Origin of the sequence: Leptospira selangorensis (assembly GCF_004769405.1) — a bacterium.
Lineage (GTDB): Bacteria > Spirochaetota > Leptospiria > Leptospirales > Leptospiraceae > Leptospira_B > Leptospira_B selangorensis.
Genome location: NZ_RQES01000005.1, coordinates 232,579 through 244,309, shown reverse-complemented (window position 1 = coordinate 244,309; position 11,731 = coordinate 232,579). Strand labels below are relative to the sequence as shown.

8 protein-coding genes are annotated in these 11,731 nt (G+C 39.1%); 4 read left to right on the top strand and 4 right to left on the bottom strand.

The features are described 5' to 3' along the window. Position 1: 1 nt before the first annotated feature. A complete protein-coding gene (locus EHO58_RS02720) occupies positions 2 to 3,931 on the bottom strand; it encodes a PAS domain S-box protein (protein WP_135678454.1) in 3,930 nt (1,309 codons plus the stop codon). Between the two features lie 145 nt (positions 3,932 to 4,076). On the opposite strand from EHO58_RS02720, the gene EHO58_RS02715 reads away from it, so the two are divergent. The 4 genes from EHO58_RS02715 (at position 4,077) to EHO58_RS02700 (ending at position 10,120) form a co-directional block, all read left to right on the top strand. Then, the gene (locus tag EHO58_RS02715) at positions 4,077 to 7,067 is read left to right on the top strand and encodes a DUF2339 domain-containing protein (protein WP_135678452.1); all 2,991 of its coding nucleotides are present in this window, start codon (positions 4,077 to 4,079) and stop codon (positions 7,065 to 7,067) included. After that, on the top strand, positions 7,057 to 7,941 hold the full coding sequence (locus EHO58_RS02710; protein WP_135678449.1) for a M48 family metallopeptidase: 885 nt from the start codon (positions 7,057 to 7,059) through the stop codon (positions 7,939 to 7,941). Before EHO58_RS02715 ends, EHO58_RS02710 begins: the two co-directional genes overlap by 11 nt. Positions 7,942 to 8,049: 108 nt before the next feature. Beyond that, positions 8,050 to 8,733: an SIMPL domain-containing protein gene (locus EHO58_RS02705; RefSeq protein WP_135627850.1), complete on the top strand. Its 684-nt coding sequence runs from the start codon at positions 8,050 to 8,052 to the stop codon at positions 8,731 to 8,733. 238 nt (positions 8,734 to 8,971) lie between these two features. Continuing rightward, positions 8,972 to 10,120, top strand: a complete 1,149-nt coding sequence (locus tag EHO58_RS02700; protein WP_167483174.1) for a hypothetical protein — start codon at positions 8,972 to 8,974, stop codon at positions 10,118 to 10,120. A 52-nt stretch (positions 10,121 to 10,172) separates the two neighbouring features. On the opposite strand, the gene EHO58_RS02695 is transcribed toward EHO58_RS02700, so the two are convergent. The 3 genes from EHO58_RS02695 to fliW are packed head-to-tail and all read right to left on the bottom strand — an operon-like array spanning position 10,173 to position 11,718. Beyond that, on the bottom strand, positions 10,173 to 11,090 hold the full coding sequence (locus EHO58_RS02695) for an SHOCT domain-containing protein (RefSeq protein ID WP_425269422.1): 918 nt from the start codon (positions 11,088 to 11,090) through the stop codon (positions 10,173 to 10,175). Continuing rightward, positions 11,008 to 11,268 (bottom strand): carbon storage regulator CsrA, encoded by a 261-nt coding sequence (gene csrA, locus EHO58_RS02690; RefSeq protein ID WP_020769544.1) that lies wholly within the window; start codon positions 11,266 to 11,268, stop codon positions 11,008 to 11,010. The genes EHO58_RS02695 and csrA overlap by 83 nt, the downstream gene beginning before the upstream one ends. Continuing rightward, complete coding sequence (gene fliW / locus EHO58_RS02685; protein ID WP_135627853.1) at positions 11,269 to 11,718, bottom strand: flagellar assembly protein FliW; 450 nt, start codon at positions 11,716 to 11,718, stop codon at positions 11,269 to 11,271. Between the last annotated feature and the right edge of the window lie 13 nt (positions 11,719 to 11,731).

Below are 11,731 nucleotides of genomic sequence, written 5' to 3'. Positions count from 1 at the left end.
TTCAAGTCTTAGGAAGAAGTACCTTAAATACCGTCTTTCCTGGCTTGGAGTTGAATTCTATTCTTCCTCCATGTTTTAAAACGATCCTTCTGGAAATATCCAGACCCAGACCGCTTCCTTCTCCAGGAGCCTTGGTGGTATAAAAAGGATCGAATATTTTAGATTTAATATCCGCAGGGATACCTGGACCATTGTCTGAAATCAAAACGGAAACATCAGAGTCAGAATCCAAAATCGAAATTTTGATCTTTCCTTTGAACTGCATGGCCTGAAGGGAATTGTAAATTAAGTTTGTCCAAACCTGGATCAAATCATCCGGATAAGCATGGATGATCGGTCTCGCTTGGAAATCCAATTCTACTTCGACTCCGTTCTTGATCTGGTTATGATAGATTGTAAGAACAGTCTCTATATTCTCTGCAAGATCAGTTTCGATCTTACCTTCGCCAGAATCGATATGAGCAAAACTTTTAAGAGCATAAACTATTTTAGAAGTTCTATCTACCGCCAAACGAATGGATGCTGCATTCTTATATGTTTGGATCTCTTCGATCGCAAAATCCAAGAGAGCAAGATTTGTTTTGGCTTCGAAAATTTCAGGGAATTCTTCAGTAGAATGATACAAGCCTACATCCATCAGTCTGTCGGCAAGATCGTATGAATTTTCAAAACCAAGTTCGCCTAGAGTATTCTTTAATTTTTTGAGAACATTCCTTCTTTCTTCTCTTGAGACCTGAATTTCCTTATTTGAAATTCCTGCACGAATAAACTCGGATAATCGTTTAATATAACTTGGTTCTGCTTCGGCAAAGAATGGACCCAATTTTTTCAAACGTTCAGGGGAAGAATCTAAATAAGCCCTTAATTCGCCGCTCAAAGCTGAGATTGCTCCTAATGGATTATTGATCTCATGAGCGATACCTGCAACCAACTGTCCGAGCGCCGCCATTTTTTCGGAAAGGATAAGTTGGTCCTGAGTTTTTTTCAAATTATCCAAAGCGGAAGCCAACTCTGAAGTTCGGATACGAACCGCATTTTCTAGTTCTTCTTTAGCTTCTCTTCTTTCGGAATTTAATATTAGTTGAGTGACTTGTTCAGCAACTGTGACTACGAATTGTTGCTCGAAACCTTTCCATCTGCGAAGAGCACCTCTATGTTCTAAACAAATGGCTCCGTAAATTCCGCCTCTTAAAAAGATAGGAGCATTTAATAAGGATTGGATCTCAAGAGGAATACTATAAGACTCCGCAAATTCAGAAGTTCTTGGATCGTTCAACACATCGTATGCATCCACTAATCTTTCGGTCTTCATCGAAGCGAAATATTTCGGATATTCTTTTAGATCCATTATGGATGGATCCATATAAGATAGAAATTTTTGATCCCATCCTGAGACCAAAGACCAGATTGTTTTTTCTCTATCGGAAAAAAGCCAGATAGATGCACGATCACAACCCAATGTTTCCGTGCACATTTTGACTATATTATTTAAACCTGCGGAAATATTGCCTGAAGCAAAATCAGGATCGGTCGCCATGTTCAAAAGAACTCTTGCCTGTTCAGAAACTTTTAAGTTCTCTTCTTCTTTTTCCCTCGCTGCCGCTTTTCCAGCCGTATTGTCTTTTGTAATCGCAACTATCGCCGGTCTTCCTACTAAGTTTACGATACGGCCTGAAAAAATTGAATCTACAATACTTCCGTCTTTTCTAATAAATGGAATATCAAGATCTCTTAATATTCCTTCTTCTTTCATTTGGTTGATTAATTTACGTTTTAGATTTGGATCAGGCCAAATTCCTAGATCTACAGAGTTCTTTCCTATTGCTTCTTCTTTTGTATATCCGAATAAGTCGTAGAACATCGAGTTCACACTGATATACTTGCCTGTTTCCAGATCGGAAATACAAATAGTGTCCGGGTTTAGATCGAATACTTTTTCGAAAAGATCCTTACTTTCTTCTAGTTGTAGAAGATACTGATCTCTTTCTTGTTCCACTTTTTTCTTATCCGTAACATCAATAAGAAGAGCCAAAAGCATCATCTTATCTCCGATCTTAAATACCCTATTTCCCGAAATCACATGTCTTTCGGTATTATCCGATCGATTGATGGTTGCTTCTATATTTTTAGACCAACCGAATTCTTCTAATTCTTTACGGATCTTTGCCCTATCTAAAGGACCTTTCCATATCCCTAACTCGAAGGAAGTTTTTCCTATGATCTGTTCTCTAGTATATCCAATCAGTTCGCAATATTCTTGGTTGATCTCTCTGTAGGTTCCGGTTTCCAGATCCGAAAGAGAAACCGCGGCAGGATTCATTTGGAAAATTTTCTCAAAGAGCTCCTTATTATGTCGGACCTCTGCGTTCAATCTTCTGGTTTCTTCTTCCGCTTCTAGACGTTCTCTGATATCAGTTGCGAGAGAAATAACATGAGGTCTTCCGTTTAATTTTACGATCCTTCCGGAATATAGAACGGGCATCCCTATTCCATCTGCCGTTCTGAAGACCGTTTCTATATTACTGACTTCTCCCTTCTCATCCAGATTTTTATAAATTTCAGCCCTTCTATCCGGATCATAGTCCCAGATCTTAATATCAGTAGTGAGCTTTCCGATCACTTCCGATCTTTTGAGTTTTATAAGTTCTAAAAATCTTTCGTTCACATCTATGATCTTTCTAGAGACCAAATCCGTAAGAACAACCGCCGAAGGTATTAATTGGAATAATCTTTGGAAAAGTTCCTTACTCTTTTCAAGTTCAGTCGCAAGATTTTCCAAGTCAGATTGTGCTTCTTTGATATGAGTAATGTCGTGACCTACAGCTAAGATCTTTTTTTCACCGCCTGCATCTATCACTCTAGCTGAAAATAGAATAGACCGGATCTTTCCGTCGGCCGTCCCCATCTTCACTTCTAGATTATCCACTGCACCTTTTTGGATTAGAAGCCCACGTATAATCTCTCTATCACTTAGATCGTAATAAACGCCTAGATCGGCAGGAGACTTACCTAGGATCTCTTCATTGGTTTTTCCGATCAAACTTAAGAACACATCATTTGCGTCCAAATAGGTTCCGTCAGATTTGGATAATGTGATTGCGGTAGGATTTAATTTGATGATCTGATTTAAGATCTCTTGGTTCTCTTTTAGGTCGTCTAAAAGTTTTTGTTTTTCTACTTCTTCTCTTACTCTGTCCGTAATTGGAACCGTGATCGTAAGTAGTTTTAAAGAACCTGCATATTCGATAGGGTGAGCGGAGAAGAGTCCCCAAAATTCTTCCCCTAATTTATTCGTAAAACGTAATTCTATATCTCGAACGAAACCTTCTTTTTTGATATCTTCTACTATATCGGCTCTTGTTTCTGCGGAACTCCAAAAGCCAAGTTCTAATGCACTTTTGCCTACGATTTCATCTTCGGAATATTTTACCTGAATACAAAACTGTCTGTTTACTTTTAGATATTTGCCTGTTTCGATCTCTGTGATCGCCATAGGCAAAGGATTCATATCGAAAAATTTTTCGAGAGCTCTCCATCCGATTTCCGGATGAGTTATATCTTCTTTAGAAAGTTCACTTTGTTGTTTAGGAGAACGAATATGGATCCAAGTTGTAGTTTCTGAATCTGTTTCACCTTGGATCTTAAAACCTTGGCAGTAAAATGTCCTGATCTCTTTACTCTTAAGTAAAAAATATCCTAAGTACCAATTTGTTTTATCTTCTTTTTTGAGACTTTCAAAGATCCCGTTCCGAATATCGGAAATCAGATTAAAATCTATCTCTTTCAATTCTTTGGCAGAATAGCCCAAGACCTGTAATGCAGCAGGATTCGCTTCGATCAGATTTCCCGAAGAAGAGAATACAAGAACTCCGTCCCCGATCCTTTCGAAAAACTGTTTGAGGATATTGAGCTGTGAAAGGGAAGATTCCAAACTTTTGTCACCAAGGGAATAAACCCTCAAATACTAATGGACTAAATAACGCTAGAAACTACTTTTCTAAAACTTTCATTTTTTTTCTAAAATTTAAGAAAGTTGTGATCCTAAAGGACGCGTTACTCGAAAAGGCCTACCTATTATGTATTTTTTGATCGGTTTGTTTGCATTCTTCGCGGGAATATTCTACCTTATCATTCCATTCATTTTACTATCCAAAATAAACGGACTCCTGGAAAGGATCCAAGATCTTGAGAACCAATTAAAGGAGAAGGGACCTTCTACCCTTCCTGAAACCCAAGCAGAAAAGAAAAAACCGCCTATCAAAGAAGAAAAACCTATCTTGGTAAAGGAAACAATCCCCGAAGCCAAAAAAGAAGTCCCTTCTTCCAAGCCGGTTCCGAAAGTTCCAAAACCTGCAGCAGTACCTCCTGCTATTATAAAACAAGGACCTCAACTAATAGCTAAAAAATCAGAGGCTTGGGAAAAATTCGAAAAACAAATCGCGAACAATTGGACCGGGATCTTAGGAACAATCATACTCGTGATGGGTGTTGGATTCTTAGGAATTTATGCCGCCTTGAACATGTCACCATTCTTTAGATTCTTAATGGTATTAGGGATCGGAATCGGCTTATTCGTTATTTCCATACTTCTAGTTAAAAAAGAATTCTGGGAGCAGATTGGATATTGGATCCGAAGCGGTTCAGGTGCAGTCATATTATTCTCTTGTATTGCTGCAGTTTCCGTTCCTGGAATGAAATGGATAGAGTCTGAATTCTATGCGCTCATCTTAGTCATTGCAGGAATTTTAGTGAACCTGGGACTCGCTTGGCAGACTTCTCAACAAAAGTTTGCAAGTCTTCATATCGTATTAAGTTTAATCTCTCTGGCAATCCTTCCATTGAGCACTTTGATCTTCTTCTTAGCAGTTGGAGTTTCCGCTTTTAGCGTGGTTTTATCTTATAGAACTAAATGGGAATTTCATTTAATACAAACTGCGATCTCCTTTTTAATTTTAAATTTTCTTTATAAAGGACATTTCACAGAACAATTACATGTGTTAAATTCTCCTCTTTCCAGAACCTGGGGAATTTTAGGAACTCTTGTAGTCGGAATACCATCCATCTTAGCTCATTATAGAAAAATATATTCTTCTGCAAATATCCAAAAACTTCCTTTTATTACTCACTTGATCATTTGGGCAGGGATCGGCTTAGGTTTATCGGTGTATTCGACAGGATCCAAATGGAATCCTCCTGTTCTAATCTCTGTTTCGATCGGATTATTTTTCTGGGCAAGAACCGCTCGAGAAAAGTTAAATATACGCTGGCTCTACCTCACTGATACTTTAGTATCCTTGGCCCTTGCTTCGATCGGAGTAATATTACTCACTCGATGGGAAGTGGATCTATTCCTGATTAACGTATATGTTTCACTTCTATTCTCTATCTTCTTTATTGTGAGTGCTGAAGAAAAAGAAAATCTACTCAAGAATATAGGAGCAGTGCTTCTTCATATCTCTTGGGTCTGGTATATTCTTCTTCTGATCATAAAGTATTTCAGCGGATTGAATCTGGGAGCATGGCCAGTCGTCATCACTACGATCGTAATGATCATCCTTACATTCTTGATCCAATTCTATGATGAGATAAGAAATAAGGAAAGCTCCACTGCAAGCGACGATGTTTACGGAGTAGGAGGAGATGATAGAATTTCTCCTGCAGGTCTTTTTTCCGGGCTATTAGCATCTGCCATTTGTTTCCAATTATTCGACTGGAAACATTCGGAGCTGTATCTTCCTGCATTTGGAATCATTTTGTTGGTTATCCGACAAAACAGAAATTGGAACGGTTTAGGAGTTGGAATATTCTTCTTTGTCGCCGCATTACACTTTGAAGTGATCTATAGAATTTATTCTTTGGAAAGATGGGAAGTATTACTTAGAGATCTTCCTACGATCTTATTCTGTTTCTTAATGATCCCACTTTCCAAAGTGAAACTAAGTCCAGACAAGATCAGATATTTTTCTTCTCCAGGAGCTGTACTTCTTTCCTTACATATCGTATTCTTAGCATATTGGGCTACCCAAAGCCTTTCTCCGTTCTTACCGGGAATACTCTGGCTTCTTCTTTCGTTGGTATATTTGGAAACAAAAAACTTTTTCTCAGAAAGAGAGAAAGAATGGGAGAACACTTGGAAGTCTTCTATTAATTCCGCAGGGCCCGTTTGGCAATTTTTTGCACTGACATTCGTAGGATTGTTTTTAGGAGCTCATATTCTAGTTCATCTTCAATCGGAACTATATGTGGGAATTTTCAAGATCAGATTCCTGATCCAAGCATTAGCCATCGGAGTATTTTTATATTGGGCAAAAAGCCCGAATTCTAAAAAAGAAACTCCAAACTACTGGAATTCTCTTTTGCCTTTGTTCTGGGAATTAACCGGAATATTTATCACTGCCATCATCGCATTAGAAATTCCGAATACATGGTTGCCGGTTGCCTGGGTCGTTTGGGCATTCTTCCTGAATCAGATCAGTTTAAAAACTTCTTGGGAAATTTCCAGATTTAGATTTTATTCTCTCTGCTTTTATTGGTATTCTTGTATTCATGTGGCATTCATTTCCAGTTCAGCACTGACTCCTTCTGAATACTGGGCAAACCAAGAATGGTTAGGCGGACTAATCGGGATCGCATTGCAGATTGTTTATTTAGTGAGGATCCAACTTCTTCCTCCATTCCAAGGAATAGAAGTAGAAGGTTATCCCGGCAAGATCAGAAACCTCTCCGAAAAATTGGACCAAAGATCCGACTATACCATATTCTATCCTTTGTTTGCAGCAGGAGCATTCTTCTTATTCTGGAGTTTTGATTCTTCTTTATTAACTCTGTTATGGATGGTAGAAGTGTTCATCGTTTTCTCAATGGGACTCATTCTGAAAAAAGAACATTTTCGTTATGTATCCTTGGTAGCAATGATCGTATGTTTACTTAGATTGATCTTTTGGGATCTTTCTCAATCTTCCACGATCACTCGCGCTTTAGTATTCTTAGGAGTGGGGGGAATACTGATCTTGATGAACACTCTTTACGGCAAATTTGGAAATAAGGAGAAAACAGATGCTCCGTAACCGATTATTATTCTTCGTTATTCTTTTAGCGTCCGGAGCCACCATCTCATTTTTAGCGATAAAGAGTAAGGCGAATGTGGAAATGCCCGCCACTCTTTCTCCCGCATTCCAACTATTGGGAAAACCGATCAAAACCTTGGATCGTTCTCTTACAAAACTTATGCCTATTAGCGATCTGGATGAGAAGAAGTTAGGAGATTCAGTTGCATTACGTTACGAGTCCTATGCAGATGAAAAAGATCCGGATCTGATCTATTTAAGAAGTCTGGTTTCCAATCTTACTGTCGGGAAAGATAAAAGATTCGAGTATAGGATTTTTATAATGGATTCTTCCATTCCGAATGCCTATGCAATGCCCGGTGGGGTCTTATTCGTAACCAAGGGACTTCTCTCCATGGTAAATTCAGAAGCGGAATTGGTCGCAGTAATCGGACATGAAATCGGCCATGTAGAGCTTTCTCACTGCATGGACATGGTGAGAGGAGAATTATTAGCGAAGAAGATCGGTGCCTCTACTCTAGGAGAGCTTGCAGATTTAACCGCAGCCATACTTCTAAAACCTTCTTTCGGAAAAAATCAAGAAGATGAAGCCGACTCCTACGGTTATGACCTACTGCTCAGAGAATATTATGATCCGTTTGCAATGGGAAGGACCTTCCTCAAACTACAAGAAGCAAGCGGTGGAAAAGAAAATGCCACTTCTCCCATCCAAGAATATTTTATGACACATCCTTACCTTTCTCATCGTTCCGAAAAATTTACGGAGAAGGCGAAACGAGAAGAAGAAGGAAAATATTATGTAGGGAAGAAGAACTTAAAAAAGCGGGTTAGCCGTTACCAAGACGAACTTGATAAAGAATTCGTAAAATACTGAGAAATTCTTCTTACAAATTTCAATTTTTATAACTTGGAATAAAATCTAAAAATCCGAACCATTCGGGAATTTTCCCGAATGGAAATAGGTCTTACCTTCGGAGTTTTTATGAAAAAAATATTATTCGGGTGCATATTATTATTCGCTAGCCTAGGTTCCACATTCGCAGAACAAGAAAAAGTCCTGATCGTTAGCGGATTCTCCAAAGTTGCAGTACCAGCGGAATTAGTAGAGATCCGTATCGGAGTAGAAACGGAATCTAAAACAGCAGAAGAGGCTCATGAAAGAACTTCTTCAAAGACTGATACTCTCGTAAAATATCTCAAAAAGCAGTCCTTACTTTCATTACAAACGGAAGCAATCCGTCTGCAAACAATATACGAATATCCTAAATCTGGAGGACGACAGATCAAAGGTTATGTAGCGTCCAATACAGTTTTAATAAGAGCTAAAGTAGAATCTGCAGGAAAACTAATTGATGAATCCATACAAAATGGAGCGAATCAAATCATAGGGATCCGATTACAGGCAACGGATGCAAATTTAGAAAAGGCTTCTCAAGAAGCTTTACAATTAGCAGCGAAGGATGCTCGCAAAAAAGCTGATATAATTCTCTCAGCACTCGGTTTAAAATTTAAGGATTTTGTAGAGATAAGAGCCGACTTCCAAGAAATTTCCGAACCACTTCCTGTCATGGATGGTTTTCAAACTATGAGCGCAAAATCTGCGACTCCAATCGAAGCTGGAAATTTATTTCGTGAAGCAAAGATCTTATTGAAGGTTTCTTATTAAAAAAACAGTAAATAAGTGAAAAAAATCTGTCTTTTCAATCGGTTATATGGGTATGGTATTTATGGATTGTTACCTAAGTACCAATAACCCGGTAAATAGTTAACATATATCCAATTCTCTTCACTATTCTCACTACGTGAGCGGCCCTTTCGGGGGCCGCTCCGGTCTTTTGTTTTTTTCCTTGCTCTCTTCCAGAATAATTGGTGTTTTGGGAAAAAAATTATTACTCTGGCACCTCATGAAAAAAAAGATCCTAGCTTTATTGGCAACCTATCTAGTTTGCTTTTCTTTGTTCGGACAAACACCTCCGAATAATCAAAGACAACCTAAAAATCAATCTACGAACAACCAACAACCTCAGAACCAAGCTCCTATCGGCGACACCGGTTCTTCTTCCTCCTCCTCAGGAAATGGTAGTACTCTCGGAAACGGTTTATTACATATTTTAGAATTAGATGGAGTCGCAGGAAGTCTGAACCAAGGCGGACCTCAATCCATTAACGGAATCTTAAATAGTGTAAGGATTGCCGGAAGCGCATTAGGTGGAACTCCTGAATTCTTCAAAGAAAATAGTAAAACTACTCCGAGCGGAGGATTTCCGAAGATTCGATATTCTCATCAACTATCTGATAATATGTTCATAGGTATCGTCGCTTCTTTGGGAGAAAAGTCCACAACGGAGACCACTACTACCAGTACTTCTAACAGATACACCACCGATAAAATTACAACAACCACTAATGAATGGAAGATAAAGTACGGTTGGGGACCTCTCAACTTAAACACTTCGAATGATGTAAGTTACGAATTTTCAATCGGTTATGGACAAGCAAAGACTAGCGGAGATTATTCCAACTTCGGGATCAAACTTCCAGGTTTTAGTTCGGGAAGTTCCGATGGTATTTCGGGATATGCGATCGGATTCGGAGATCTTAGATATAATATCACCACTATCTCTTTAGATTATGGCGTTGCAGTCCCTATATCGAGCTGGATGAACTGGTACTTCCGAGGAGATACAAGCTTCTTCTGGGGAACCTTATCTTTAAGTTCAGCTCAGATCGGTATAGACACCGGATCTACTGCAGGTGCGTATAACGGTTTGGATTTTAATGCATTCAAATCGAAAGACGGGTTTTTTGCAGGAGCTTCCGGATTTACCATGACTTTCGAAACAGGCTTCGTAGTTAAACCTTTCGAAACATTCGGTATCCGATTCGGTGGATTCTACCAGCTTACCTATTTTAGCGTAGGAGAAGTGAAAGGACCTTCGATCTCTGGAGGCCAAATCGTAGAGGCAGGTGCAGTGCCTAGCCTTAGCTCTACTACCGACAACGAACAATTCGGAAACTATGGCGGAACCATAGGATTAGTTAAAAATCTCTAATATTCTTCGTGATAAAACCCGGAGGCAGAAAAAGTTTCCGGGTTTTATTTTGTTACAGCTCTTTTAGAATTTCTGCCTTCTTCTTTTCGTATTCCTGTTTAGAGATCAATCCCTTATCCAAAAGTTCCTGCAATGTTCTCAAACGATCTTCTATCGTTTTAGGGATTTTTTTGGTAGGAGTTCCAACGTTTTTCTTAGAAGGATTTGCGGTCCAAAAACCGTTTTTTACAAGAATACGATTTTTGACTTCTTCTACTTCCGTTGGTAAAACAAGATAATCTAAACCTTCAGGACGGATCTCCGGAAGATAAATAGAGTTATTGGAAGAAGGTTCCGGCTTTACGATAGGAACTAATGTCCAGTCTTGAAAGGAATAAGTAGTCTGAAAATCGAGCACCTGTCCTAGTTCAGAAAATTCTAATACGATTCCTTCCGGGCTATTTCTAATATAAAAAATAGTCCTTCTGATCCTGAGTCCTGGACGGATCGGATCTTCTCTTTTAATAATTACTTGGTATGCCTGCGGAAGTCCGTCCGGGATTTCAGACTCTGCTCTGAATAATAATTCACCCAAACGAAAAGATTCATCTTCCGTAAATAGTCGGATCGGTTCCGAATTAAAAACGCCTGTATTTGAAATTCCAGTGAATTTAAAAAGTTTTTCCCATCTCGAAATGAACTCTGCCCTATCCAATTGATCCGGACCGGCACCGGCCAAAACTCCCGAAGCAATAGGCAACCAAGTCCCTGCTTGTAAGAAGAGAGGAGTCTCCGAGCTTTTTTTAAGATAATATAATACGATTGAATCCGAAGAGGAAGCCATTCCCTTTCTTTGGGAAGACAAACAGGAGATCGTAAATAGAAGGGTAAGAAAGAAACTTAGAAGTTTAAGATTTTTCTTTTTTGCCCGAATCGGTTTTTTTAAGCATGCTGCCAATTTTTCCCAATTCCTCCGGCTTAATTTTCGCACCGGCGGCTTTCTTATTCTCAGCCTGGATTTCACGATACACTTCCGCTCTATGAACGGAAACTTCTTTAGGAGCCTTGACCCCGATCTTTACTTGATCCCCTTTGATATCCACGATAACGATCTCGATATCGTCACCTATAATAATGGATTCATTAGTACGCCTAGCTAGTACGAGCACTTAGGACATCTCCACAGTGGCGCTTTCCAAAATTCTTTCACGAACAGAATGGATCTCGTTACGTGATACGAATTGGCGACCGGTCAAATCAGTCTTATTAATTAAAATAGGGCCCTGTAGATTTGCTGTCATAGAAGCCGGATCGTCGTTCGGAATCGTCACAATGACTAAGGTCAAAGCTTCCGAAACATCCTGCAACCCGATTTGAGACAGTTCTTCCTGGCTCAAAACGGGTTTATATTCTTTTTTAAATAGAGAAGGTGGAATTACTACAAAAGCAAGGTCCACTTCGTCGATGGACTGCAGCCATTTGAATACTGACTCTTCATCTTCTTCGATTAGGGCAAAACTTTTATATCCCCCGAAACCTAGAAGTCCTTCCGGAAATTTGATAAGTTGTCGCTCCGAAACTTTTATTTTTCCGAAAGGTTTGCTGTGGATCTCTAACATCGACCGACCTGTT

Excerpts from the sequence above, each read along its gene's own strand:
- EHO58_RS02715 (WP_135678452.1), top strand. The coding sequence starts at position 4,077 with ATGTATTTTTTGATCGGTTTGTTTGCATTCTTCGCGGGAATATTCTAC.
- EHO58_RS02710 (WP_135678449.1), top strand. The coding sequence starts at position 7,057 with ATGCTCCGTAACCGATTATTATTCTTCGTTATTCTTTTAGCGTCCGGA.
- EHO58_RS02705 (WP_135627850.1), top strand. The coding sequence starts at position 8,050 with ATGAAAAAAATATTATTCGGGTGCATATTATTATTCGCTAGCCTAGGT.
- EHO58_RS02700 (WP_167483174.1), top strand. The coding sequence starts at position 8,972 with ATGAAAAAAAAGATCCTAGCTTTATTGGCAACCTATCTAGTTTGCTTT.
- fliW (WP_135627853.1), bottom strand. The coding sequence starts at position 11,718 with ATGTTAGAGATCCACAGCAAACCTTTCGGAAAAATAAAAGTTTCGGAG.